Origin of the sequence: Kouleothrix sp. (assembly GCF_046328425.1) — a bacterium.
Lineage (GTDB): Bacteria > Chloroflexota > Chloroflexia > Chloroflexales > Roseiflexaceae > Kouleothrix.
Genome location: NZ_JAXLWP010000007.1, coordinates 38,478 through 63,789, shown reverse-complemented (window position 1 = coordinate 63,789; position 25,312 = coordinate 38,478). Strand labels below are relative to the sequence as shown.

Here is a 25,312-nt window from a genome sequence, read left to right as displayed (position 1 = left end):
GCATAGGCCCCGCCGCTGTTGGGACCTGCCTACGATGCCTCAAGGCGGCGCGGCCAATCGGCGCCGCGCTGATCATCCTGGGCGTGCGGATGCTCGCCGCTCGGTGCTGCCGGCTGGCCGTCGCGCTGCTCGAGGTCGGGCAGCTGCGGCGTGGCCAGCTCGAGCGTGAACGAGAAGCGCGAGCCGCGGCCGGGCTGGCTTTCGACCCAGATGCGGCCGCCCTGGGCCTCGACGATCGCGCGCGACAGAAACAGCCCCAGCCCGGCGCCCTGCGTCTCGCGGCGCAGCCGATTGTCGACGCGGTAGAACCGCCGGAACAGCTTGCTCTGGTCGTCGGCGGCGATGCCGATGCCCTGGTCGGCCACCGACACGACCGCGTGGTCGGTGCCGGCGCGGCCGCTCACGCGGATGGTGCCGCCGTCGGGGCTGTACTTCACCGCGTTCGACACCAGGTTTTCGAGCACCTGGCGGGTGCGCTCGTAGTCGGCGTGGACGGCCGGGAAGTCGTCGGGGAAGCGCAGCTCGAAGGTAAACCGATCGCCCGCGCCGGCCGCGATGCGCTGGAGCACCTGCGCGGCGAGCGGCGGCAGCGCCCAGTCGGTCAGGTCGAGCCGGATGGCGCCGGCCTGCAGCCGCGAGGCGTCGAGCAGGCCCTGGATCTGGCTTGCCAGCCGGTCGGCCTCCTCGGAGATCACATGCAGGCCATCGCGCACCACGCCCGCCTCCCAGCTGGCATCCTCGCGCGCGAGCGTTTCGGCGTAGCCCTTGATAATGCTCACCGGCGTTTTCAGCTCGTGCGAGATCACCGAGATAAAAGTGTTCTGCATCTCTTCTTCGAGCTTCTGGTCGGTGATGTCGCGCACATTGGCGATCGCGCCGAGGAACTCGCCCTGCGGCCCGCGCTGCGCGGCGTAGCGGCTCTGCACATACAGCCGCCGGCCATCGCGGCTAGAGATCCAGCCGGCGACGATCGGGTTCTCGATCGGCGGGCGGCGCTGCAGCGGGCAGTCGACCAGGCAGATATTCACGCCCTGGTCGCTGGTGATCGCCAGCACCTCGGCGCAGGGCCGGCCGATCGCCTCGTCGCGCGGCCAGCCGGTGAGCAGCTCCATGGTGCGGTTGAAGGTGGTGATGCGCCAGCGCGCGTCGAGGATCATCACGCCGTCGGCGCTCTGCTCGATCAGCGCGTCGAGCTGCTGTTTATCGTGCAGCACGCTCTGGTAGAGCCGCGCGTTGCTCACGGCGATCGCCGCCTGGTCGGCGAAGTCCTTCAGCAGGTCTTGCTCTTCGGGGGTGAAGGCCACGTTCAGCGCGGCGCGAAAGGCATACAGCACGCCGACGCGCGCCTGGCGAAAGATCAGCGGCAGCGCGATCATCTGGCGCAGCGGCAGCCGGGTGTTGGCGGCCAGCTCCTGCAGGCGCACCCCCAGCGCGCGCCGGTCGTCGAGCGGCGTGGCCAGCAGGGCGCTGAACGCCGGCCAGCTCTCGCGCGGCAGCCCCTGCGCCGAGTGCACGCGCAGCGTGCCGGTGTCGTCGGGCAGCGCGATCAGGCCGGCCGTGCCGGCCAGCAGGTCGACGGCCACATCGATCACCAGGTCAAGCACGCTGGTCAGGTCGAGCTGGGCGGTGATCGCCCGGCTGACCCGCAGCAGGAACTCGCGCTGGCGCAAACGCTGGTCGGTAGTCTCTAACATGGCTCTAACACCCCGTAGACGTCATTCTAACATACGGGCTGTATACTCTACAACCGTAACGCACCTGCGGTGCGCCGCACCAATACAAAATATATGTGTAAGTGGCAGGAGCTACGCGGTGTCCTCCCGCGTGGGAGGCTTGGAGGGCGGCTTTGCCGCCCCCGAACCCCCACCACGTAACTCGTGTAAGCGGAATTCGGCCTGAAACGCGGGCCACTGCGTAAGCCCTGTACGTAAAAGCAACAGGAGGAGAACAACTATGAGCAATGTAACTCGCTGGGATCCGTGGAACGAGATGCTGTCGCTGCGCGAGGCGATGAGCCAGCTGATGGAGGAGAGCGTGGTGCGGCCGAGCGCGGCGCGCGGCCAGGGCTTTGTGCCGGCGCTCGACGTGAGCGAGACCGAGGACGGCTACCTGGTCGAGGCGGCGGTGCCTGGCCTGAAGCCCGAGGATCTGGAGATTACGCTCGAGAACAACGTACTGACGATCAAGGGCCAGACGCGCCAGGAGAGCGAGGACAAGCAGCGCAGCTACCACCGGATCGAGCGGCGCTTCGGCTCGTTTCAGCGCACGATCGGCCTGCCCACTACGGTCAAGGCCGACGCGATCCAGGCCAAGCTCGAGCACGGCGTGCTGAAGCTCGACATCCCCAAGGCCGAGGAGATCAAGCCGCGCAAGATCGCGGTGAGCGTGGCCGCCGGCAAGACGCTCGAGGCGAGCAACAACTAGGTATACGCTCTTCGCTTGATCACTTCTAGTTTGTGTTGCCCTACGTGGCTTCGCCACGCGGTGCCACACAAAAAGAAATTCGGGGACGGCAATGCCGCCCCCGAACCCCCACCATGACCCCGCACCGACACGACACACAAGCCTACATCGGCAGGTTCATCCACCACGTATCCGCGTACGCCGCCTCGGGCATCTCGTCGAAGCCGTACCACAGCCGGAAAGCCGTCGCCGCGATGATCAACAGCCCGAACGCCGCAAAGATCACGAACTCGCTCATGGTGGTGCTCCTTGTGTGCTATGTGTCGTCCGTCTCACTGATGTGAGTGTACAGCACGGCAGGCGCGGGCGGATCGTGAGAATTACGGTGTGGCTTACGTATCTTTGGCGCGGCGCGGGCTGCGCTTTTTACGTATTCAGGGCGCGCCGGACGCCGCGCGCACCGCCCAGTAGATCGCCTTGGGCGTGCCGTCGGGCGCCACGAACGACCAGTTATCCTGGTAGGTGTGGGTGGCCCAGGGTGTGCCAAGCTGCCACAGGCACACCGCCGCCAGCCAGCCGCGCGTGCGCGCCATGGCGTAGGCCGCTACTGTCCAGCGCAGCCGCTGCGAGGGCAGCACCGCGCCGTGCCAGCGCGAGCTGTCGTTCCAGCCGCCCTCGGTGATCATGATCGGTTTGGCGCCGTCGGCGTGCGCGGCCATGATCGCGTGCAGCAGCTCGGGGCGGCGGAAGTTGATCGTTTCCGGCGCGGGCGCGGCTTCGGGCGGCTGCTGGGCGCCGTAGGCGTGCGCGGCCAGCATGTCGAAGAACGGCGCCGCGCCGGCCGCGTACAGCTCTGCCAGGTAGGCCAGGTCGCTCTGGTGATCGCTGCCGTCGCTGGTGGTGTCGGTCACCGGCGCCAGCCCGGCGGCGAGCACTACCGCGTCGGGCGCGGCAGCCTTGGCGCGCGGGTACACCGCCTTCAGCAGCGCGGCATAGGCGGCAGGTTCGGGCCGGCGGCGGCCCCACTCGAAGGCCAGGTTGGGCTCATTCCAGACGATCACATGGCGCACTCCGAGCGGCCGGTAGCGCGCCAGAAACGCCGCGACGTACTCGGCGTAATCGGCATAGTGCGCTTCGTCGAGCAGGCGGTCGCTGCTGCCGGCCGGGCGCGCCCACTCGGGCACGATGTCGAGCCGCGCCACGACGGTGAGGCCCTGGCGCGCGGCGTGCTGGATGATCATGTCGAAGCCGCCCCAGTCGTAGCCGTAGCGCGAGCGCGGCTGGGCATACGCCCACGGGAACAGCTCGACCACCCAGCCGGCGCCCATTTCGCGCGCCTGCGCCAGCGACTGGCGGATGTAGGCTTCGTCGGCCACTCCCGAGAGCCGCGTATGAATTCCTAGCTTGGGGTTATTGCTGATCACGCGCTGCTGGGCGGGCAAGTGCAGCGCGTGCGGCGCGCGCAGCGCCCAGAGCTGCATTCCGAGCGTGGTGGCCAGCACGAGCGCCAGCAGCGCGCGGGCAAGATGGCGGGTGTATGCAAACACGCTGCTATTGTAGCCACGATCGCGTGCGGCATCAAATGTGCCGGAATGGCGACGCCCCAGCTCGTCGTCGAGCCGGGGCGCCTGTGTACTCGCAGCGCCATTGCTGCGAGCCATGTGGCCGCTACGCGGTCGGGGCGCTCGGCCATGTTCTGGGGGTGCAATACATACCGCTGCGGCCGGGCAAAAGTTACGGGCGGTTACTGCCGAGCCAGCGCGCCAGCGCGCGCTCGTAGCTATCGCCGAGCAACGTGCTGATCACCGCGCCGCTGATAAACGCGTACAGCGTGCGCGGCTTGCCGGCCAGCAGGGCCAGCACGAGCGCCGGCACGAAGTTTGTGAGCGCCACGTTCAGCCCAAGTACCGTCTGCCCGGCTTTGGAGGTATGCACTAGCCCAAGCTGGTGGCCCGGCTCGCCGGTTGTGGTGGCGCGCAGCGTATCGCCCAGCCAGTTGCCGGCAAGCGCCGCGAGCGCCACAAGCAGCATCCCGCCGGCTTTGCGAAACGGGTTCATGGCCTTCCTCCGCAATCTACAAGCTTCAGCAAGCGTAGAAGCAAGAGTCAGGCCATGCGCCTAGCCGAACAGCTCTAGCTGGCGCAGCAGCCGGTCGCTCTCCCAGGTGAGCGGCGCGGAGCGCGGCAGCGCGTGCAGGTCGAAGCAGGCGACCGTGGCCATTGCCAGCACGTTGCCGACGATATTGAGGGCGAGCATTGGCGAGTTGGCGCGCTCGGAGAGGTGCGCCAGCCAGGCGGTGCGCCGGCGGCCATCGGCGCCCAGGCGCGCCAGCAGCGCCCCGGCGTCGACATTGTCGAGGTGGCCGCGCGGGCCGAAGATCCGCTGCTTCACCGCCCAGTCGTAGGGTGCGACGCGCAGCTTCTCGCGGTCGTGGTTGGCCTCGATCACCACAAGGTCGGCGTCGCGCAGCCCCGCGACGACAGTGTCGTCCCAGCTGCCCAAGTCGATCGCCAGGCCGACGCACCACGCGCCGGCGCGGATGCAGTAGCCCACCGGGGCGGCGGCGTCGTGCGGCACCGCGAAGCTGCGCACCTGAAACGGCCCAAGCTCGGCGGTGGCGCCTACCGGCAGTGTGCGCAGCTCGGCTCCGGCAATCGCCCCGCCCAGCGCGTCGGTGGTGGCGCGGTTGGCCACGATTGGCAGCGCGTGGCGGCGCGCCAGCGGCCCGGCGCTCAGCGTGTGGTCGCCGTGCTCGTGCGTCAGCAGGATGGCCGTCAGGTCGGCGGGGCACAGCCCGGCGTGGGCCAGGTGGCGCTCGATCCGCCGCTGCGGCAGCCCGCAGTCGATCAGCAGCGCGCCGCCATCGGCCTGCACCAGCAGCGCGTTGCCGCTGCTGCCCGAGGCGAGCGACGTAACGCGTAGGTGGTTCATTGCAGTGCCACCAGCGCGCCGCGCAGGTCGGCGATGATGTCGTTGGCGTCTTCGATGCCGATCGACAGCCGCGCCATGCCGTCGCCGATGCCGCGCTCGGCGCGCTGCTCGGGCGTCAGGTCGCGGTGCGACGAGATCAGCGGCAGCGTAATCAGCGTGTAGATGTCGCCCAAACTGGTGGCAGGCAAGATCAGCCGCAGGCTGTCGACGAAGCGAAACATGGCTGCCCGGTCGGCCGCGCGCTGGCCCGCGTCGGGGTCGCGCAGGTCGAACGACACCATGGCGCCGAACAGGCCGTCGAAGGCGCGCGCGGCTAGGTCGTGCTGCGGGTGCGACGGCAGGCCCGGGTAGTACACCCGCGCGACCTCGGGCTGGTCGGCGAGCCAGGTGGCCACGGCGGCGGCGCTGGCGCACTGCTGGCGCACCCGCAGCGCCAAGGTCTTCACGCCGCGCAGGATCAGCTGGGCCTCGAAAGGGCCGAGCACGCTGCCCAGCAGCTTCGAGTAGCGCCGCAGCGTGTCGCGCACCAGCGAGGCGCGCGCCACAACCACGCCGCCGGTGGCGTCGGCGTGGCCGCCGAGGTACTTGGTTGCGCTGTGCACCACCAAGTCGGCGCCGAGCGCCAGCGGGCGCTGGACGATCGGCGTGGCCATGGTATTGTCGACGATCAGGCGCGCGCCGGCGGCTTTGGCGCGCCGCGCCAGCTCGGCCACGTCGGCGACCTTCAGCAGCGGGTTGGAGATCTGCTCGACCAGCAGCACGTCGGGGTTGGTTTCGGCGATCGCCGCGTCGACGGCCGCGAGATCGCACATGTCGCAGTAGGCCACCGGCGTGCCCTGCTGCGCGAAGAATTCGGCCAGCAGGTTGGTGGTGGCGCCGTACAGGTCGCGCGCGGCCAGGATGCCACGGATGCGCGGGTGGGTGCTGCCGCGCGGCGTGCCGGCGGCCAGCAGCGCGGCGTGCAGCGCGGCCATGCCCGAGCTAAACGCCACCGCGCCGATGCCCTGCTCGGCGGCGGCAAGCACGCGCTCGAGCGCGCCGACGGTGGGGTTGCCATAGCGCGCGTATACGTAATCTTCGCCGCCCGCGAACGCCGCGTCGAGTGCCTCGGCGCTGCCGTACACATAGGTGGCCGTGGTGTAGATTGGCGTGGCGGTCGGCCGACCGGCCGGCGGCTGGGCGCGCTCGCCCTCGTGGATCAGGCGCGTCGCGAGACTCCAGCCCGCGTTTGAGCGTTCGGGCATCGGTGGGGGCTCCTCTTGTTTCTGAGTTGCTGGCGCTTGCGAGAGTATAGCATAGCTTTGGCATTTGAAAGCATGCCGTCGCGCGTATCGGCCTGGCGGCGTATGCGCCTGTGGAAAGTAACTCCGTTCGGCTATGCCCTGAGGCATGAGCGTACAGAGCGAACACGGCACCGGGCTTGTTTGCTTTTCGATCCCGGCTTGGGCTAGCGCCGCTGGTAGATCGCGGCGCGCGCGTCGGCATACACCTGCTGCCAGTGCGGGTCGGCCGCCAGCGCGGCGGCAAGGCGCGGCATGGCCGGCGTGTCGAGCAGCACGCGCCGCACGTCGTACTTGTCGATCAGCAGCGCGTTGTAGTCGCGCGCGTCTCGAATCGCCAGGTAGTCTTGCCAGAGCGCGTTGGGGTACAGCTCGATCCGCGGGTCGATGAACACCTGCTCGCTGGGGTAGAGCGCCCAGTCGAGGTACGATCCGTAGCCCATTTCGTTGAACAGCCGCCCCTGGCCGGGATGCGCGCGCAGGTACTCGGCGGCCGCCACCGGCGTGTCGCTGCTGAACAGCTCGGGGGCGCCGGGCACTGCCGCGAACAGCGCCTTGTAGGGCGCGGGCAGGCCCAGCGCGGGCTTGAATGGCGGCTGAACCGCCACCAGCAGCGCCAGCAGCAGCAGCGCGATCGCCGTGCTCGGCAGCCGGCCGCCGGCGCTGGCCAGGCGCGGCCGGGCGAGGCCAGCCAGGCTCTGCGCCAGCAGCGGCATCGCCAGCATGCCATACCACACCACGTTGCGCCCGCTGCCCCAGGCCAGCCACAGGAACGCGCACGCCAGCAGTGTGTCGGTGATGCTGGGCCGGCGCCGGCCGAGCGCGAAGGCCGCCAGCAGCGCCAGAACCGAGAGAAAGAACACGCTGTTGGCGATGCCACGCGGCGCGGGCGGCTGCCACTCGCTCACCAGCGACTGGATCGACGAGTTGGTGAGCAGGCTGCGCACATAGCCGAAAATTGCCACGCCGCTGGGGTTCAGCAGCGCCGCCGCCAGCGTGCCAAGCGCGGCGGCGTACAGCCGCGCCAGACGGCCACGGTCCATCGCGCCAGGCTGCCGCAGCAGCGCGCGGAGCGTCTCGCCCACCGCCACGATCGCCAGCATCCCCAACCCAAGCGCGAACGCGCCGTGCACATTCACCCAGAAGGCCATGATCGGCGGCAGCGCCAGCAGGGCGCGCGGGCGCGCCTGGCCGGCGGCGTAGGCCCCCAGGATCAGCGCGAACAGCCCGAACGGCACCCACGACCAGTTCTGAGTGCGCGCCGGCAGGTTGTTGATCGTCATAGCTGCGGCCAGCAGCGCGGCAAGCGCGGCCAGCCGCCACGAGCCGCTGCGCCGGCGCGCCTCGGCCGCCACCAGCGCGAAGCCGGCCAGGCCAAGCAGGTTGCGCGCGAGCACGGCGGCCGGCAGGCCGCCCAGGCGGTACAGCGCGTAGAACAGCCACTCGCCAAGCCAGGTGGCGTACAGGTACGGCTGGTCGGCTGGCAATGTCCAGGCGAACAGGTTGCTGCGGGGGATGCCGCTGGTGGCGACGAGCTGGCCGGCCTTGAGGTGCCACCAGAAATCGTGCGGCGGCGTAGGCACCAGCGCGATAAACGCGCCGATCAGCGTCAGCGCCATGATCGCCCAGAGCTGCTCGATGCCAGGTAGCGGCAGCCTGCGGCGCTGCGGCTGGCCGCCCGGAGGTTTGGCTGGAGGGCTGTTCATCGTTGTCCTTTACACAGTGCGCGGCGCCGGCCCGAGCCCGCATCCACGGATCCAACCGCTACCGCATCGCCGACGATTCGCCGATTGCAAATGCCGCCGCGCGGGCTATGATGCGTATAATGACACAAGTTACGCGGTGTCCTCGCGCGTGGGAGGCTTGGAGGGCGCAGACCCTCCAACATCACTCGTTTTGGCAGGTCGCGGCCACCGCTGTAGTCGCGACCTGCCAAAAGTTCTCGGGGGCGGCTTTGCCGCCCCGAACCCCCACCACGTAACTCGTGTCAATGATATGACTTTCGCCGCTGCCTGCGGCAGCCTGGCCACGCCCGCTGTGCATATTGAAGGAAGCTTGCCGCAGGCGGTATAATACGCGCTACGCTGTAGTGATACGCCGCCAGGCGAAGATTCAGGTGTGCCATGATTGTACCGGAGATCGACCGCGCCGTCGCGCACGGCCAGCTGGCTGAAGTAGCCGACTGCACGGTTGTCATTCCTACGTATAACGAGCGCGAGAATATCGGCGCGCTGCTCCCGCGCGTGCTCGAGCTGACGCGCGCGCGGGTGCTGGTGGTGGATGACAGCTCGCCCGATGGCACTGGCGCGCTGGTGGCCGATTTGGCGCGCGACGAGCCGCGCGTGAGCCTGCTCTCGCGGCCGGGCAAGCAAGGCCTGGGGCGTGCCTATGTTGCCGGCTTCAAGCGTGCGCTTGCCGAGGGGGCCGAGTTCATCTGCGAGATGGACGCGGACTTCTCGCACGACCCGTCGTACCTGCCGGCGCTGCTCTCGGCCGCCGCGACGCGCTACGACCTGGTGCTCGGCTCGCGCTACGTGCGCGGCGGCGGCACGGTGAACTGGGGCCTCGCGCGCCAGCTGATCAGCCGCGGCGGCAACCTGTACGCGCGCGCGATCCTGGGCCTGCCGGTGATGGACGCGACTGGCGGGTTTCGCTGCTACCGGCGGCGCGTGCTCGCGGCGATCGACCTCGACGCCATCCACTCCAACGGCTACTCGTTTCAGATCGAGCTGGTGTACCGCGCCATGCGCGCGGGCTTCAGCGTCGGCGAAGTGCCGATCATCTTCCCCGATCGGCGCGTCGGCCAGTCGAAAATGTCGCGCCGGATTGTGCTCGAAGCGCTGCTGACGGTTTGGCGGCTGCGGTTCGGGCGACTGTAGCGTATGCCCAGGCTCAACCAACAAGGGCTGGTACTCAGCGCGCTGATGCTCGGCGCGCTCGTGGCGGCGGTCTGCGGCCCGGTGCATCGCTTTCTGCCGGGCTGGCAGCCGATCTACGTGGTGGTTGCCAGCGCGCTGGTGGCGCTCGAGTCCGGCTTGATCCAGCACAGCTACCGGCGCGACAAAATGTGGGCCGACGAGCTGCTGCGCTACCTGGTGCCCGAGCTGTTCGTGATGCTGGTGCTGATGCGCGCGGCTACGGCGCTGGGCCAGGGCCTGCCGGGCTTGCTGGCGGCGGCGCGCGGCTGGCTGTACGATCCGCTGAGCGTGTTCGACACCGGCTTTGTCGCGTCGATCGTGCTGGGGCTGCTGATCGGCCTGCTGGCGCACCTGATCATGGCCGATCTGCTGACGCTCGAGCCGCGCGAGAGCGAGGCGGCGCTGGCCGATCGCGACGATATGCAGAACGTGGTGGCTATGGCCAAGCACGACCGGGCGGCGGCGCTCGGCCGGCTCAGCGGCCGCTTTATTCTGGGCGGCGTCGTGCTGCTGCTGGCGCTCGGCGTCGAGGCCGTGAACATCGAGCGCATCACCGCCGCCGCGCTGCCGATCTCGTGGCTGAGTAGCACAGCGGCGCTGGTGTACTTTGCCAGCGGGTTTTTGCTGTACAGCCAGGGCCGGCTGGCGCTGCTGCGCGCGCGCTGGCGGCTCGACGGCGCGCGCGTAGCGGAGGATGTGCCGCGCCGCTGGGCGCGGATTAGCTGGCTGATCATCGTGGTGGTGGCGGGCGGAGCCGCGCTGCTGCCGCGCGCGTATGGCCTGGGCCTGCTGGCGACGCTGCAGCGCGCGATCGGGCTGATCGGCTACGCGATTGCGCTGGTGGGCTACGCGCTTACCACGCTGCTGGGCCTGCTGGCGATGGTGCCGCTGCTCCTGCTGGCCTGGCTGACCGGCAGCAGCACCACGAATGGCCAGCCCGCTCCGCTGCCCGAGATCCCGCCGCTGCCCGAGGCGCCGCCGCCGGCCAGCTACGAGCCGCGAGTATGGGCGGCGATGCTGTTCTGGCTGTGCATGCTGCTGCTTGCCGTGTACGCCGCCGCGATCGTCGTTCAGCGCAACCCAGGGCTGAAGCGCGCGCTCACTCAGCGCGGGCCGCTGCTCTGGCTGCTGCGGCGGCTCGGCTGGCTGTGGCGCGATACGCGCGCGTGGGCCGGGCAGGCCTCCGAGCGCGCGCGCGCGCTGCTGCAGCGGCGCGCGCCGCAGCGCCGCGTGGGCATCCCGGCGCTGCGGCTGGGCCGCCTGGCGCCGCGCGACCTGGTGCGCTACTTCTACCGCTCGACACTGCGCCGCGCCGCCGCCGGCGGGATACCGCGCCGCGCCGACCAGACGCCCTACGAGTACAGCCAGCGGCTGGCCCAGCAGCTGCCCGAGGCCCAGCCCGACATCGCCGCGCTCACCGAGTCGTTTGTGCTGGCCGAGTATAGCGCGCGCCCGATCGGCGACGACGATGCGCGCCTGGCGCGCCGCCCGTGGGAGCGCGTGCGCCGGCGCCTGCGCGAGCTTGGCCGGCGGCGCGAGGAACCGCTCTAGCGATCATATGCCCCGGCGTAGCACCTGCGCGAAGCGCCGCGCCAGCAGCCACACCAGCGCGGCCTGGTACGCCAGCGCCAGCGCCACAAACAGCCAGGCCTGCGGGTCGCCGGCCGCGAACGCCCAGTAGATCGCCGCCGGCCAGTATGTAGGCAGCACCCCCAGCATGTGGCGCCAGCCCGCCCCAACGAACAGCCCGCCCAGCGGCGCCATCAGCAGCACACTACCGGCTTTCATCAGTGCCAACCCCTGCACCTTGTTGGCTGCGAAGCACGCCAGCGCCAGCGCCGTGAGCGGCGCGAGCGGCGCTGCGGCTAGCGCTGCCAGCGGCAGCGCCTCGGGCCTTGGGTTGGCCAGCCCGGCCAGCGGTAGCGCCACAAGCGCGGCGGCCGCGCTCGCGACGGTGGGCGTGGCAAGCCGGTAGGCCAGGTAGCGCGCAGCCGGCAGCGGCGTCACCTGTAGCGCCACAAGCGTCTGGTCGTCGCGCTGGTCGAGCAGCAGAAAGCCGATGATCATGCCGTACAGCACCGGCGTGAGCAGCAGCAGCGCGGCGCTGGCGATCGGCGTATACAGTGGCAGCAGGTCGGCGCCAAGCGCCGCGCCGATGCGCGCGAGCACAGCAGGCAGCACCAGGCGCATCGGCAGGATGATCAGCAGCGGCAGGGCCAGCACCCAGCGCAACAGCGCGTCGCGGCCGATGGTGCGCGCGTCGAGCGGGCCGAGCCCGGCGAAGAGCTTGAGCATAGTTTCCTCGACTAGTAGGCTAGCGGCAGCTGCGCCAGGCCGCGCACGAATACGCCTTTGTTCCAGCGCAGCTCGGCGCTGGGCTGGCTGAGCCGCAGGTTCGGCATATTGGCGGATTGCATCAGTTCCTGCTGATTTTGATCGGGCGGTGTTACCACGTGGCAGAGCGCTCAAGCGCGCGCCGGGCCAGCCAGGCGGCCAGGCCAATCCACAGCAGCGAGTACAGCAGGCCGTACGCCCACTCGCCGGCCCCGAGTGGCTCCAGCGCGCCGCGCATCAGCGTCAGCGGCGCCTCGATCGGGTGAAGGTATAGCAGCGGGTGCCGCCAGCCCAGCGCGTACGCCGGTACCGGCAGCATCAGCGCGCCGACGTAGCCGGCCGAGGGGATGAGATATTCGTTCAGGGCGCTGTAGCGCGCCACCGCCACCACACCGAACAGCGTGTAGATCGCTGCAGCGGCGGCCAGGCCCAGCGCCAGCGCGGGGCTGATGCGCCAGCCGGTGAAGAGCGCCACAACCGCCAGGTTATAGGCCAGCGCCAGCAGCGTCAGCGTGATTGTTTTCGAGGCCAGGTACTCGCGGGCGCGCAGTGGCGTTACCACCTGGGCGCTCAGGCTGCCCTCGGCCTTTTCGAGCAGCACCTGGCCGCCGACGAAGTAGAATGTGGTGATTGCTAGGTTGTTCAGCACCAGCGCGGGCACAAGCCAGGCCAGCCGTGCGCCCAGGCCGGGCAGCTGGCTCAGCGCCAGCGCGTAGATCGCCAGCACAAACGCGCAGGCATAGTAGAAGCCGTTGCGCAGCTGCAGGCGCGCGTCGGTGCGCAATGTCGCGATCATGCGGTGCATATGCTGTTCTCGCTATTGTGTGGAAGCTGCCGCTAGCTTAGGCTGCGCCCGGTGACGCGAATAAAGATCTCGTCGAGGCTGGCTTCGAGCGTGTGGATTGTCTGCACCGGCCGCTCGCGCAGCAGGCTCAGGAACGCGTGGTTCTCGCCCAGGCCGGGCAGCGCGAACTCGGCGCGGGCCAGCTGCTCGCCGGCCTGGTATTCGACGCGCACACTCGCGCTGCCGTAGCGCAGCCTGAGCGCGCGCGGCGTGTCGATCAGCGCGATCTGGCCGTCGACGATGAATGCCACGCGGTCGCACAGCTCTTCGGCCAGGCTCATCGCGTGCGTGGTGAGCACGACCGTGTCGCCGGCAGCCTGGCGCGCGCGGATCAGCTGTTTGATACGCTGGGCGCTGGCTGGGTCGAGCCCCGAGGTGGGCTCGTCGAGGAACAGCAGCTCGGGGCGGTGCTGCAGCGCGCGCGCCAGGCTCAGGCGGTTTTTCATGCCCTTCGAGAACTGCGCCACCGGCATGTCGGCCGCGTCGGCCAGCCCCACCGCCTCGAGCACAGCGGCGGGCGATTGGGTTGGCCGGCGGTAGAGCGCGGCGAAGTAGGCCAGGTTTTCGCGGGCGGTAAGCTTCTGGAAGTGATTGGGCAGCTCGAACGATACGCCGATGCGCTCGTAGTAGTCGCTGCCCCAGGCCGCCAGCGCGCGCCCGAACACCTCGATGCGCCCCTGGTAGCCGCGCAGCAGGCCGATCAGCAGCTTCTGCGTCGTCGATTTGCCTGCGCCGCTGGGGCCAAGAAAGCCGAACACCTCGCCGCGCGCGATTGCAAAGCTCAGGCCGCTGAGCGCCGGCCTGGCCGCGCCAGGGTAGCTGAAGCTCAAGTCTTGCACCGTGATCATGGCTGTGGCTCTTTCAGCAGGTAGTCGGCGACCTGCGCGATCAGCACGGCTGCGACGTCGGCAAACACATCGCGGCCAATCGTGTCTTCGTGAAAGTTCAGCATCACAATCGCGCGCAGCAGCCCCGTCGCCAGCGCGGGGTCGGCGCCGATCGGCACGCCGCTCGCGCGACCGGCGGCGATCAGCTCGCGCGTGAACGCGATGTCGTCGTCGAGCTGCGCGCGCTGCTGCTCGGGCGTCAGCGCGCGCGTGAGGTAGGCGAACTCGTCACTGTTCAGCTGGGCAAACAGCGGCTGATCTTTGCGCAGCATCATCGCCTGGCTCAGCGCGGCGATCAGCCGCTCGCGCGGTGGCTTGTCGGGCTGGCCGATCGCCGCTAGCAGTTGGGCGCGATACTCGGCCTCGATCTGCCCGAGGATCGCCAAGAACAGCGCCTCTTTCGAATCGTAAAAGAGGTAGAATGCGCCTTTCGAAATGCCAACGGCGCGTGTCAGATCTTCTACATTGGTGCGGCGCAGGCCGTGCGCGCCGAATAGCTCGCGCCCCTTTGCCAGCAGGTTTGCGCCAATCGCGCGCTTCTCGGCTTCGCTGAAACCACGAGGCATGGGCATCTCACTTGTATCCATATGACCATTTTATTTTTTCGGTCACATATACTATACGCTTCTCTACACGCGCTTTCATCGGTCGCAAGGCGGAGATCCTGCGATGCTATGGCAGCTCCGTTTGATCTCTTTCGTTTTGCAACGCTCTGCACGCCGAAGCCGGGCGGGGCATAGCAAAAAGGAATTTGGGTGTGGCTTTGCCGCCGCCACCAGATCTGCGCAAGCTGCGGAGGAGCGCTCTATTAGCGCAGGATTGGCAGCCAGATCTGGTGCGCGCTGGCGGCGGGCGGGGTTGGTGGCGCGAGCGCCACGGTTGCGCTCACCACCGTGCTGTTGCCGGCGCGGTCGAACAGGCGCGCGGCCACGGTGTAGCTGCCTGGGGCGGCTGGCAGGCGTAGTGCTGCCTGCCCGGCGTAGGGCTCGGGGTCGCCGAACTCGCCGTCGACGCCGAGCTGCATGGCCATGATCGCGCCGCCGTCGTCGCTGGCGGCGATCGCCAGACGCAGCTCGCGCTCGCTCGTCGTGCTGGCGCTGGCGGCGATCGGTGCGCTGCGCGCCGCCAGGCTGGCGACCTCGGCTGGGGCCAGCGCCCGGCCGTAGATCGCCAGCTCGTCGAATATCACGTCGCTAGCGCCCGAGCCAGGCGCCCAGCGGCCAAGGTCGAGCGTCGCGCCGACATCTGCGGGCAGCTCGGCGCCGCTGCTCGCGCTGGCGCGCTGCCCGTCGAGGTATAGCACCTTCAGCTGGCGCGCGCGGTCCCAGCTGATCGCGAAGTGGTGCAGCCCCGGCGCGAGCGTGTCGGGCACGCTGAGGTCGTCGCGCGCGCCGCTTTCGGCTGTCGTCCAGAAATCCCAGCGCGCCGCCCCGCCCGGCCCCAGCAGGTCGCGCCGTAGCGCCAGCGTGCCGGTGTACACCGGCCCTTCGTCGGCGTGGGCGCTGGCGGCCAGCAGGTACTGGCGCGCGCTGGCGGTACTCGGGTAGCGCTCGGGCAGCTGCGCCCAGAAGGCGATCGTGCCTGCGGCCATGCTCAGGTTGCCGGCGGTGGGAAAGGCCAGCCGGTCGTTGCCGGCTACGCGCACGCCTTTGCCAAACTTCGCGCCAACGTACTCCGGCGCGCCGGCGACAGTCGCGCCGCCAGCGCCGATCTGCGCGAGCGGGTCGCCGTCGAAATGGCTCAGCAGCAGCAGGTCGGCCGGCGGGCTGATTGACAGCAGCGCCTGCGGCGGGGCGCGGTCGGGCGGCGCTGCAGCATCGGGCGGCGCGAGGTCGAACTCGCCGGCCAGGCTCGCGTCCCACAGCCAGGTGCTGGCCTCGCAGGCGGCGTACTGCGGGCACGGGTCGGCGCCTGCGCCGTACCAGCCGTATGGGTCGACCTGCTTGCCGTTGTGGCGTACCTCGAAGTGCAGGTGCGGCGTCCCGGCCACAAATCCGGTCTTGCCGCTGCTGCCGATCAGGTCGCCGGCGCGCACCGGCACGCCCTTGCCAGTGTCGACCAGGCCGCGAAACTTTTTGGCGAATTTGTCGAGGTGCCAGTATACCGTCACGTAGCCACCGGGGTGCTCGATCCACACGCCGTTGCCGCGGTGGGTGCTGGCGTGCGCCGTGCCGGCGGCCGCAGCGTAGATGTAGGTGCCGATCGGCTGGTCGGGGAAGTAGAAATCGTTGCCGTCGTGGCCGTCGTACTGCACGCTGCCATGCCCGAGGTAGTTCACCACAAACCCGTTGTCGGGCCGGTCGGTGTCCACGGTTGGGTACATGTGGTCGAAGTATGCCAGGTGCACCACGCGCGTGCCGGGCGCCCACGGCAGCTTCAGAAAGCCGCTGGTGGCGGCGGGTTGCGGCTGGCGCTGCTCGGGCAGCTCGTTGTTGAAGAAATGCTGGAATGCCTGCTTGAAGCGCTCGAAGGCTGCGCGCCACTCGGCTTGCGAGCGGCCTTTGGCCAGGAAGCGCTGCACCGACACGCCCTCGGGCGCCTGCGCGAGCGTCAGCGTCAGCGTGGTGCCGTCGGTGAAGCGCACGGTCGGCGGGCGCTGGTACGGGCCGAGCCCGGCGCGCAGCTCGCGCCCGGCCCAGTCGAGCTGGGCCGCCAGACCAGCCGGGCCGTCGGCGCCAAACGGCCGCGCCAGCGTCGCCGCCGGGGCGGTCGGGTCGCTCAGCAGCGCGCCGGTGGCTTCAAGCAGCGCTAGCAGAATGCGCGGGCTGACGCCATAGTACGCGCTGGTGGCTCCGACGATCTCGGCGGCGCTGTGGCCAATGTCGTGGTATTGCGCAAGCGGGCCAGCCTGGGCCGCGAGAAAGCCCTGGATATCGTCTTCCACCGGTGGCGCGGCGCGCGCGCCAGCCGGCAGCGCCAGCACCAGCGCCAGCAGTGTGCCAAGCATCAGCCGAGATGGACGGAAGATCACGATCGCTCCGAAGGAAATAGAGTGCAAGCCTGCTAGGAATCCTAGCACGCCGCATGAGTGCGCGTCAATCCGGGAATAGAGCCGATCGGATTACATTGAGTTCACCTTTTGTACACGCATATGCGATGAGGCCGAGCCGGACGGCTGCACCGCACTACGGCGTGCCGCGCAGCGCGCCCAAGATGCGCTCAAGGGCTGCTGTCATGGTAGCAACCTCGCCGGCGCTGAGATGGCGCGAAAAATGATCGGCGATCCCCTGGGCGTAGATCGGCCAGGCCCGGCGTAGCGCCGCGTGGCCTTGGTCGGTCAGCACTGCGTAGGCGCCGCGTCGATCGTGGGCGCTGCGCTCGCGGCGCACCAGCCCCTGGTCTTCTAGCCGCTCGACGAGGTGGGTCAGTGTGCTGCGGCTCAGCACCACTCGGCTCGCGAGGTCACTCATGCGCAAGCGCCGCTCGGGCGCCTCTTGCAGCTCGATGAGCACATCATACCAGCTCAGCGGCACGCACTCGGCTGCCACCAGATCGCCGTCGATCCGCTCGATCAGCGCGGCGTGGGCGGTGATGAAGTTTCGCCAGGCCGCAAGCGCGCTGTTGTCTAGGATATTTTGCATGCTGGCAGTATATAAGAGAGTACTTGAAATTTCAACTACCTTATGCTATATTATTGTAGTTCAATTTTCAACTATTGAATTTTGAACTAAAAGGCTTGGCGCTGAAGCGTTGCGCACCAGGCCATTGGTATGCGATACACATAGCAAGCGAGGGAACATCTATGAAAGCTCCACTCTGCCGCGTCGACGAGATCCCCGAGGAAGGGGCCAAGACAGTTGATTTCTTTGGCCGCGAGGTGCTGGTGATGAAGGTCGAAGGTGCGCCCAAAGCGATCGCGAATGTCTGCATGCATCTGGGCGGGCCGCTCCAGCGCAATGGCGACCGGCTGGTGTGCGCCTGGCACGGCGCCGAGTTTGGCTGCGCGCATGGCGAGCGATTGAAAGGGCCGGCCCGCACCGACGCTCGCCTGATGACGCTGCCGACGCGCGTCGAGGATGGGGTACTGAACTACGTGTACGGCGAGTAGCCGCGTCGGCGCGGCTGCTCCGACATAGCTCGGTGTGCGGTCTTCCGGTGTGCCAGGCAGAAGACCGCACACAGGGGGGTGAGGGCCGACTTTGCACGAGCCCTGGGCCCTTACTCTGGTTGACACCGGCCGCGCGGCGATCGTGTATCATTACGCTATGAGCACACCTGACACACAGCCGCTGCTGGCGATCGTCGGCCCAACCGCAGTGGGCAAAACCGCGCTGTCGATCGCGCTGGCGCGCGCGCTCGGCGGCGAGATCGTGTCGGCCGACTCACGCCAGGTGTACCGTGGCATGGACATCGGCACGGCCAAGCCGACTGCGGCCGAGCGCGCGGCTGCGCCGCACCACCTGGTCGACATCGTCGATCCAGATGAGGATTTTTCGCTTGCGCTGTACCAGGAGCTGGCCTACGCGGCGATCGGCGATATTGTGGCGCGCGGCCGGCTGCCGCTGCTGGTGGGCGGCACCGGCCAGTACCTCGCGGCGGTGCTCGAAGGCTGGCAGATCCCGCGCGTGCCGCCGCGTCCCGAGCTGCGCGCCGAGCTAGAGCGCGCGGCCGAACAAGCTGGCGCGGCGGCGCTGCACGCCCGGCTGGCGCAGGTCGATCCGGCGGCTGCGGCAGGCATCCTGCCCGGCAATGTGCGGCGCGTGATCCGCGCGCTGGAGGTTTACCACGTCACCGGCCGCCCGATCTCGGAGCAGCAGGCTAAGCATCCGCCGTCCTACCATATCCGCACGCTCTGGCTTACCCTGCCGTCAGCCAGCTTGTACGCGCGGATCGACCATAGAGTGGACATAATGATCGAGGAGGGGCTGGTAGACGAGGTACGCGGGCTGGTGGCGCGCGGCTACGGCTGGGATCTGCCGGCGATGTCGGGCCTGGGCTACCGCGAGTTCGAGGCCTACCTGGCGGGCGAGGCCACGCTCGAGCAGGCGATCGAGCGGCTGAAGTTCGACACCCACGCATTCGCGCGGCGCCAGCCCGCCTGGTTTCGGCGGCTGCCGGGGGGCGCGCAGCTACCAGCCGATAGCCCCACACTGCTGGCGGATGCGCTGGCCTGGTGGCGGGCTGGGGGCTAGTTGCCCAGCGCCAGGCGCGCGCGCATCCCGCCAAGCAGCGGCGGCGCCGGCCGCCGGTAGCGGCGCGCGTGCAGGCTGCGGCGGCCTTGCAGCCCGGCGATGAGGTCGTCGATTGAGGTGTAGCCGTTCACGCGTATGCGTGGCAGCGCCAGCAGCACGCCGGGCGTCTCGTCCTGGCCCTCGCGCGTGGTGACGCCGGTGGCAAAGCCGATCTCGCCGGCTTGGTCGAGCACCGTCGGGCTGTAGCGGCCGGACGGGTAGGCGATATCGCGCACCACAATGCCGAGCTGATTTTCCAGGTCGGTCTTGCTGCCGGCCATCTCGTCCCAGCTATCGACGACCTTGAGGCGGCTCAGGTCGGGGTGGGTGCGCGTATGCGCGCCGATCGTGATCAGCGGCGAGGTCGCAAGCTCGCGCAGCTCGTCCCAGGTCATGTAGCCTGGCCGGTCGACGTCGTGGCTGATGATGTAGATGGTGGCGTGGTCGCCGTAGTGCTTTAGCAGCGGGTAGGCGTTATCGTAGAAATCCTGGTAGCCGTCGTCGAACGTCAGCACAATTGGTTTGTCGGGCAGCGTGGCGCCGCCGTTCAGCGCGCTCACCATATCGCCGAGCGAGATGGTGGTGTAGCCGGCGTGCTGCAGGTATTCGAGCTGCGCGGCGAAGGCGGGCGGCGGCACCGACAGGTTGGTGCGCACGGTGTCGTTTGGCCAGGCGGGGTTGGCCGAAATATAGTGGTACATCAAGATCGGCACGTGCAGCTGCCGTGGGCTGGCTGCCGGCGGGCTGGTGGGCCGGGCGAAACACGCCAGCATGAGCATCGCAACCACGTGCGCGAAGTTGATCATGCTACACTTCCTGGCTCTGCTGCCGGCGCTTGAGCAGCTGGTAGTTGCCGGCGATGTCTTGAAGGAAGCGCTCGGGGTCGCCGGCTGCCTCGAGCCCCAGGCGGGCCTGCATGCCGGCGGCCAGCTGCGCGCCCAGGCGCTTGCGCGCGTCGCCACCAAGCTCGCTACGGCGCTGCAGAAACTCCTGGATCAGCGTGTAATCACGGTCGTTCAGCAGCTCGATATTCGGCATGCTTGGCTCGGGCAGCGGCTCGCCTGGCCGTGGCGCGGGCAGCACCCCCGCGCTGGGCGCCGTCAGGCTCGCCAGCGTGACGTTGCGGCGCTCTTTCACCACCAGCGTGCCGCCGGCCAGGTCGCCTAAGCGCCGGGCACGCCGGTCGATAAACATGACCACCACGCCGAGGCCGTACAGCGCCGGCAGAAAATCGACGATGCGGATGAGGTTGCGAATCGCCGAGCCGGCAAATGTGATCGGCCGGCCGCCCTCGCGCACCACGCGCAGGCCCACCAGGCGCTTGCCGGGGCTTTGGCCGTTCCACACCAGCTCAAACACGATGTAGTAGCCCCACAGCACCACAAACGCCAGCAGTGTGCCGAATGCCAGCAGCACGCCCCCGCCCAGCGAGGAAGCGATGCCGCTGGCCGAGCTGACCAGGCCGATCAGCAGAAAGATCGCAACCTGCGCGATGCCAATCAGCAGGGTATCGGCGATTGCCGCCAGAAAGCGCGAGCCGATGCCGGCGATATCGTAGGCGAACTCAATATTCTCGGGCGTGTCGATGAAGTAGCGATCGTCCATGGCTCGATGTACGTAGGCGGTTTACCCCAAACCAATCGCAGCTGGCTCAGGGCCGCTCGGTGTCGTCGGGCGGGGCCGAGGTCATGTCGTGGGCGTGCGGGCTGGCTTCGAGGTGGGCCATGTCGTTGATTGCGCCGAAGCCCCAGCCGGCGTGGCCGCAAAACACGATCGTGATCGCCGTATTGCCGATGTGCAGGCGGTGAGGGTTGATGCCCTGCTTGTCGCGCGCGGCGTGCAGCAGCACCGCGCGCACGGCGCCGCCGTGGGTCACCAGGGCCACGCGCTGGCCGGCGTGAACCTCGGCCAGGCGCTCCACCGCCGCAACTACGCGGGCGTAGAGATCGAGAAAGCGCTCACCGCCGCCGCGCGGCAGGTCTTCGCCCGACTGAATGCGCTCGTAGGCGTCGCTGTCGCTGGCGCGCACCTCGGCGCCGGTCAGCCCGCTCCAGCTGCCGACGTCGATCTCGCGCAGCTGCGGCAGCGGCTGCGGCGCCAGCCCCGCAGGCGCCGCAATCATGCTGGCCGTCTCCCATGCGCGCTGCAGATCGCTGCTGTAGAGCGCGTCGAAGCGCGGGCCGTCGCGGCGGATGCGCTCGGCAAGCCGGCGGGCCTGCGTGCGGCCGATCTCGTTCAGCGGCACATCGGCGTGGCCCTGCCAGCGGCCAGTGACGTTCCAATCGGTTTCGCCGTGGCGAATCAGGTAAAACGTTGTTTTCACGATCTTCTTTTGCTCAAGCCGACCGTGGTTGAGTATAGCATCCATGCCAGGGCAAGACAAGCGTGCAAGCCAACACCGGGCGTAGCCTGTTCTATATCTTTAAGACTTACGCAGGTGGTACATTTAGCCTTTGGCAGAGCGCTCTTTGATGGTGTATCTGTGTAGATTTTCCACGCTCCGCACGGAAAATCTACACACAAAGGTGGTTAAGTTGCGTACCCAGCGTGTTGGTGTTCGCACTTCTACGCATCGTTGTTTGTGCTGTCAATCTTCTGGTTTGCATACAGTTCGGCTTATTCTAAGATCTTGTCCGTAGGAAATTTGTACTAAATACGCTGTGGGGCCTCTAAATACAACTTGTTTTAGGAAAGAATCTTTTGGCCTTCCATCTAAATTTATCTCGATACGATGAATCGTTAATTGTAATTATTCAAACTCCCCCCGATACTGATAGAAGCTTAGACCATCTCCACGCGGTTGCCAATCTTTTCGAAGATACTCTGTATAATATGCAACTATCTTATCCCAGGGTTCATTTGTCGTAAAATACTGAACCATGCCGGAAGACCTACACTTTCTGACATATCCAGTATCTGTAGCAACCAGCTCCACGCCAGGTGGTGGTGGAATTGCATTCGCCACACGTTGTGGGTAGGTGCGCAGCGCTAGATCCGTGCCCAGCCACCACAGTCCATAGGCTGCCAGGAGCGTGAGCAGAATACTCCGCACCGGATGCTTGCGAATGGCGTGTTGCATGATGCACCCTTTCTGGTGTGGATGCGCCCGGTGCCGCGTGAACACCGGGCGCGTCTGCGACGGGGTGTTATTGGGTGGTCACAATCAGCTGTGGGCGGTTGGCGCTGGCACTCGCCTCGCGCGAGGCGTAGCCCAGCGTGTTGGTGTTCGCGCTCGGCAGCACAGGAATTCGCCTAATCTTCAGGTGTACAATTTTTACGCGCCGTTATCTCGCTTTGCGTATACGCAACAGTTAGTATATATCCGGTTGCTCCACTGCTCAAGGCTTCCTGCTCCATCGTATCCTGAGGTGTATCTATATGATGGAAATAGAGATTCAGTCTTTGGTTATTGGCACTCTGATTCCATTTATAGCTCAGATTTCCTCGTGGTTCCCAAGAAGAATTGTTTAGATTGTTTTGATAAAATGCAATTACCTCTTCCCATGATAAATTTGTAGCGTAATAATTGAGAACAGATCCTGTACGACATAGTGTATTCGATACCTCTCGCTGTCGAATAATTATAGAACTAGGTACAACTGGAAGATTCGCAGCAATACGGCGAGGATAGGCGGTTAACTCATAATCGGTGTAAAGCCACCACAGGCCATAGGCCACCAGGAGCGTGAGCAGAATACTGCGCACCGGATGCTTGCGGATGAAGTGTTGCATGATGCACCCTTTCAGATGTGGATGCGCCCGGTGCCGCGTGGACACCGGGCGCGTCTGCGACGGCGTGTTATTGGGTGGTCACAATCAGCTGTGGGCGGTTGGCGCTGGCGCTCGCCTCGCGCGAGGCATAGCCCAGCGTGTTGGTGTTCGCGCTCGGCAGCGTGATTGCGAAGCTATAGCTGCCGTTGCCGGAAATTGCCGAGGTCACATCCACCTCGTAGCTGAGGTTGATGGTGACAGCTCCAAGCGTGGCCAGCAGCGGCCCGTCGATCGCCGGCTTGCTGTTCCAGGTGATGGTCTCGGCCCAGCTGGTGTTGGTGATTGTGTTGAAGCTGCCGCCGCTGGTCGAGTCGTTCGTGACATATAGTCGCAGCTTGGCGTTCTGCACCACTACGCCGGCCGGCAGGCCGCTGATTGTGAAGCGCAGGAAGGCTTGCTTGGCGCTGCTGGTGCCGCCAACCGCTGAGAACGATGTACTGGCGGCGTAATTGCTGGTTGGGCTAGCCTGGCTGACATAGGTGTCGGCGGCCGGGCCAAACGTGTAGGTTGTGCCCCCCGCTGGCGGCGCCTGGCCCGGCAGGTCGATAACGTTGTGCATATAAAAATGCGAACTATTACTTTGATCGGTTGCGAGCACCACCAAATCGGTCGTGCCATTGACTGTCTGTTTAGTGGTTGTAGGATTGTTTAAAGCTGCAAACGTTGCGCTACTAATGAATGGCTGCCCCAAGCCCGGTTGAGTGGCAAAGCTTGGATTGTCCATACTCGTGGTTTTGCGGTAGATCGTGCCGCCGGTGACCTCTGGTGAAGCTGCGAACATGTGGACCTGGCGGTTGACCGGGTCGAGCAGCAGCGCGGGGCGGGTATGATCGTCGGCAACCTTGCCATATTCAATCCGCGACCAGGTACCATTGGCCGCGCGTACCGCCAGCCAGAGCTGTGTGTCATTATTCCGTGCGTGATTAGTATTCCCACAGTTATCATCTTCATACGAAGACTTGAGCGCCGCGAACAGTTTGCCGCTGCCGTCGCCCGGCGCCTTGAGTGTCAGGTGGTCGTCGGAGATACAAGTTCCTGCTGCCACTTGCTCGATCGCCGACCAGGTACCTGGTGCAGCGCCATCAGTATGGTAGGCAAAGTAGAAGGCCGCATTATTATCACCGGGAGATGGTGCATCTGGATCATGCTTTGACCAGAGCACGCCGATCTTGCCGTCGAAGGCCACTACGGTCGCAATATCGTCATAGCTGAGTCCGCCAGCCTGGGCAAATGGCAGTGTCGCCGCAGCGGGCCAGGTGAGGCCATCATCGGTGCTGATCTGGTATTTGACATTATAGGCATTGGTATAGGCTACCCATAGCTTACCGGTACTATCTTTGTCGAGCACCATCGTCTCAGCCTGGCCGGTCATACACGGCATCTTGTGCGCCTAGTGGCCCTGTATGGCGTGCATTTTGCGTTGGGAAATTGGTCGAGTAGGTGCTACCAACTACCAAGATATCGACCCCACCATCCAAGACAAAAGTGTTATCAATCGCAATGCCGTTGCCTACATCATCTCCATTCTCACCAAGATAGGTGGCATTGTAATTTGTTCCGGCTGGCGTGAATTTGGCCACAAAAATATCGGTGCCGCCTTGGTCTCCACTGCCCGGTATGACGCCCGATTGTGGGAATTGCGTCGAGCTCGTGGTGCCAACAACAAACACATTCCCCAGTAAATCAACCGCAATGTCATTGCCCTGATCGCTGGCGCTGCCGCCCAGATAGGTGCTGAAGGTCGGGTCGATCACTAACGGCTGGGTTGTATCGTATGTGCCAACCGCGAAACCGACGCGCTTGTTTGTTTCGATCACAAAGTGTACTGGCACAGTGCGGCGCTGCCCGTCAATGATCTGCCAAGCTACCGGCGCATGCTCCGTTAGCGTGCCTGTCAAGCTTTCGGTTGACGTAACTTCTGCACTGGTCTTGGGGAGATCAACCAGCAGGTTGCCAGCATCGTCTAAACGCGGTTCGGCGCTCTGGTAGCGCCAGCGAATCGCGGCCGGGTCGGCGCCGGGGGCCACGGTGTAAGTACTTTTGAGCTGGCCATTCGGGCCGTCGAAACGTAGGTCGATACCAGGGTAAAGCTGCCGGTATACCGTGGCGGCATAGCTCGCCAGGTTGTGCTGCCATTGTTTGGAATCGTTGCCGATATAGTAGCTGGTGCGTGTGGGCAAGGCATCAATCGGTTCTATCTGCGGCGCCTTATTCGCACCCTCATAGCGGATGCGCAGCACGGTGCGAGGGTGCGGCTTGGGATCTGGCACGGTCTCGTTAGCCGGGTCTTTGCTCTTACGAGTCTTGGCGATTGCCAGAACGATCTCATCGTCGGTGAAGAATAGCATACCGCCCAGGCTACGCGCCATCACCCGCACTTTCTTGTCGGTCTGGCCCTGGTTGGGTACAAACGCAATTGGCGGCGGGGCGAATTCTAGCTTGCGGCGTTGTGCTGCGGTTTGCTGTTGAACGTTGGGCGTACTGCTTGAGAACACTTAGAAGCTGGTGATATGACGTTTTGTGCCGTTACCTGTGGCTGCGCTGCGGAAAATGCGCGGGGGGGGTAATAGATAGTAGAAGTAGAATGAAAACTAAACTCGTGCGCGCAACTCGCGCCGGCATACCAGTATGTTGAGTTTGCATACGATCCTTCCTGTGGTTCCATGCGTAGGCAAAACTGCCTATGATTGCGGATAAATCGTTAGGTCGTATGCGGCTAGAATAGACTATTAGTGTGATTCTGTCAAGTCCTGAGGCGCGCTAATGGTTCATC

General features: G+C 66.4%; 24 protein-coding genes. 5 read left to right on the top strand and 19 right to left on the bottom strand.

Going from position 1 to position 25,312, the window contains the following annotated elements:
• Positions 1–29: 29 nt before the first annotated feature.
• The gene (locus tag U0177_RS07645) at positions 30–1,694 is read right to left on the bottom strand and encodes an ATP-binding protein (RefSeq protein WP_409570013.1); all 1,665 of its coding nucleotides are present in this window, start codon (positions 1,692–1,694) and stop codon (positions 30–32) included.
• Between the two features lie 259 nt (positions 1,695–1,953).
• Here U0177_RS07645 and U0177_RS07640 point away from each other — a divergent pair, with 259 nt between their 5' ends.
• On the top strand, positions 1,954–2,424 hold the full coding sequence (locus U0177_RS07640; protein WP_409570012.1) for an Hsp20/alpha crystallin family protein: 471 nt from the start codon (positions 1,954–1,956) through the stop codon (positions 2,422–2,424).
• 142 nt (positions 2,425–2,566) lie between these two features.
• Here U0177_RS07640 and U0177_RS07635 read toward each other — a convergent pair whose 3' ends face one another.
• The 6 genes from U0177_RS07635 to U0177_RS07610 all read right to left on the bottom strand — a co-directional run bounded on the left by U0177_RS07635 (position 2,567) and on the right by U0177_RS07610 (position 8,320).
• Positions 2,567–2,701 carry a hypothetical protein gene (locus U0177_RS07635; RefSeq protein WP_409570011.1) on the bottom strand — a complete coding sequence of 45 codons (135 nt, stop codon included), beginning with the start codon at positions 2,699–2,701 and terminating at the stop codon, positions 2,567–2,569.
• A 136-nt stretch (positions 2,702–2,837) separates the two neighbouring features.
• Positions 2,838–4,064 carry a hypothetical protein gene (locus tag U0177_RS07630; protein ID WP_409570010.1) on the bottom strand — a complete coding sequence of 409 codons (1,227 nt, stop codon included), beginning with the start codon at positions 4,062–4,064 and terminating at the stop codon, positions 2,838–2,840.
• Positions 4,065–4,137: 73 nt separating this feature from the next.
• Positions 4,138–4,461: a hypothetical protein gene (locus tag U0177_RS07625; RefSeq protein ID WP_409570009.1), complete on the bottom strand. Its 324-nt coding sequence runs from the start codon at positions 4,459–4,461 to the stop codon at positions 4,138–4,140.
• Positions 4,462–4,521: 60 nt separating this feature from the next.
• Positions 4,522–5,334, bottom strand: coding sequence for an MBL fold metallo-hydrolase (locus U0177_RS07620; protein ID WP_409570008.1), 813 nt, complete (start codon positions 5,332–5,334; stop codon positions 4,522–4,524).
• Positions 5,331–6,578 carry a trans-sulfuration enzyme family protein gene (locus U0177_RS07615; RefSeq protein ID WP_409570007.1) on the bottom strand — a complete coding sequence of 416 codons (1,248 nt, stop codon included), beginning with the start codon at positions 6,576–6,578 and terminating at the stop codon, positions 5,331–5,333. Before U0177_RS07615 ends, U0177_RS07620 begins: the two co-directional genes overlap by 4 nt.
• A 203-nt stretch (positions 6,579–6,781) precedes the next feature.
• Positions 6,782–8,320: a hypothetical protein gene (locus U0177_RS07610; protein ID WP_409570006.1), complete on the bottom strand. Its 1,539-nt coding sequence runs from the start codon at positions 8,318–8,320 to the stop codon at positions 6,782–6,784.
• Between the two features lie 417 nt (positions 8,321–8,737).
• Between U0177_RS07610 and U0177_RS07605 the strand changes: the two genes are divergently transcribed.
• Both U0177_RS07605 and U0177_RS07600 read left to right on the top strand, forming a co-directional pair.
• Complete coding sequence (locus U0177_RS07605) at positions 8,738–9,493, top strand: polyprenol monophosphomannose synthase (RefSeq protein WP_409570005.1); 756 nt, start codon at positions 8,738–8,740, stop codon at positions 9,491–9,493.
• Between the two features lie 3 nt (positions 9,494–9,496).
• Positions 9,497–11,083, top strand: coding sequence for a DUF4129 domain-containing protein (locus U0177_RS07600; protein WP_409570004.1), 1,587 nt, complete (start codon positions 9,497–9,499; stop codon positions 11,081–11,083).
• Positions 11,084–11,086: 3 nt separating this feature from the next.
• Here U0177_RS07600 and U0177_RS07595 read toward each other — a convergent pair whose 3' ends face one another.
• The 6 genes from U0177_RS07595 to U0177_RS07570 form a co-directional block, all read right to left on the bottom strand.
• A complete protein-coding gene (locus U0177_RS07595) occupies positions 11,087–11,827 on the bottom strand; it encodes a hypothetical protein (RefSeq protein WP_409570003.1) in 741 nt (246 codons plus the stop codon).
• Between the two features lie 151 nt (positions 11,828–11,978).
• Entirely contained in the window at positions 11,979–12,671 is a 693-nt protein-coding gene (locus U0177_RS07590; RefSeq protein ID WP_409570002.1) for an ABC transporter permease, read from the bottom strand.
• 32 nt (positions 12,672–12,703) lie between these two features.
• The gene (locus U0177_RS07585) at positions 12,704–13,558 is read right to left on the bottom strand and encodes an ATP-binding cassette domain-containing protein (protein WP_409570001.1); all 855 of its coding nucleotides are present in this window, start codon (positions 13,556–13,558) and stop codon (positions 12,704–12,706) included.
• Entirely contained in the window at positions 13,555–14,163 is a 609-nt protein-coding gene (locus U0177_RS07580) for a TetR/AcrR family transcriptional regulator (protein WP_409570000.1), read from the bottom strand. The genes U0177_RS07585 and U0177_RS07580 overlap by 4 nt, the downstream gene beginning before the upstream one ends.
• A 242-nt stretch (positions 14,164–14,405) precedes the next feature.
• Positions 14,406–16,568: a peptidoglycan DD-metalloendopeptidase family protein gene (locus tag U0177_RS07575; protein ID WP_409569999.1), complete on the bottom strand. Its 2,163-nt coding sequence runs from the start codon at positions 16,566–16,568 to the stop codon at positions 14,406–14,408.
• A 154-nt stretch (positions 16,569–16,722) separates the two neighbouring features.
• Positions 16,723–17,178, bottom strand: coding sequence for a MarR family winged helix-turn-helix transcriptional regulator (locus U0177_RS07570; RefSeq protein WP_409569998.1), 456 nt, complete (start codon positions 17,176–17,178; stop codon positions 16,723–16,725).
• Between the two features lie 161 nt (positions 17,179–17,339).
• Here U0177_RS07570 and U0177_RS07565 point away from each other — a divergent pair, with 161 nt between their 5' ends.
• Complete coding sequence (locus U0177_RS07565) at positions 17,340–17,645, top strand: Rieske (2Fe-2S) protein (RefSeq protein WP_409569997.1); 306 nt, start codon at positions 17,340–17,342, stop codon at positions 17,643–17,645.
• 157 nt (positions 17,646–17,802) lie between these two features.
• Entirely contained in the window at positions 17,803–18,729 is a 927-nt protein-coding gene (miaA, locus tag U0177_RS07560; protein ID WP_409569996.1) for a tRNA (adenosine(37)-N6)-dimethylallyltransferase MiaA, read from the top strand.
• Here miaA and U0177_RS07555 read toward each other — a convergent pair.
• The 6 genes from U0177_RS07555 to U0177_RS07530 form a co-directional block, all read right to left on the bottom strand.
• The gene (locus tag U0177_RS07555; RefSeq protein ID WP_409569995.1) at positions 18,726–19,574 is read right to left on the bottom strand and encodes a polysaccharide deacetylase family protein; all 849 of its coding nucleotides are present in this window, start codon (positions 19,572–19,574) and stop codon (positions 18,726–18,728) included. The two genes, miaA and U0177_RS07555, sit on opposite strands and share 4 nt — an antisense overlap.
• 1 nt (position 19,575) lies before the next feature.
• A complete protein-coding gene (locus U0177_RS07550; protein WP_409569994.1) occupies positions 19,576–20,373 on the bottom strand; it encodes an RDD family protein in 798 nt (265 codons plus the stop codon).
• A gap of 46 nt (positions 20,374–20,419) precedes the next feature.
• Positions 20,420–21,091 carry a histidine phosphatase family protein gene (locus U0177_RS07545; RefSeq protein ID WP_409569993.1) on the bottom strand — a complete coding sequence of 224 codons (672 nt, stop codon included), beginning with the start codon at positions 21,089–21,091 and terminating at the stop codon, positions 20,420–20,422.
• A gap of 929 nt (positions 21,092–22,020) precedes the next feature.
• Complete coding sequence (locus U0177_RS07540; RefSeq protein WP_409569992.1) at positions 22,021–22,500, bottom strand: hypothetical protein; 480 nt, start codon at positions 22,498–22,500, stop codon at positions 22,021–22,023.
• A gap of 67 nt (positions 22,501–22,567) precedes the next feature.
• Entirely contained in the window at positions 22,568–23,911 is a 1,344-nt protein-coding gene (locus U0177_RS07535) for a DNRLRE domain-containing protein (protein ID WP_409569991.1), read from the bottom strand.
• Positions 23,895–25,034, bottom strand: a complete 1,140-nt coding sequence (locus U0177_RS07530; protein ID WP_409569990.1) for an SBBP repeat-containing protein — start codon at positions 25,032–25,034, stop codon at positions 23,895–23,897. The genes U0177_RS07535 and U0177_RS07530 overlap by 17 nt, the downstream gene beginning before the upstream one ends.
• Between the last annotated feature and the right edge of the window lie 278 nt (positions 25,035–25,312).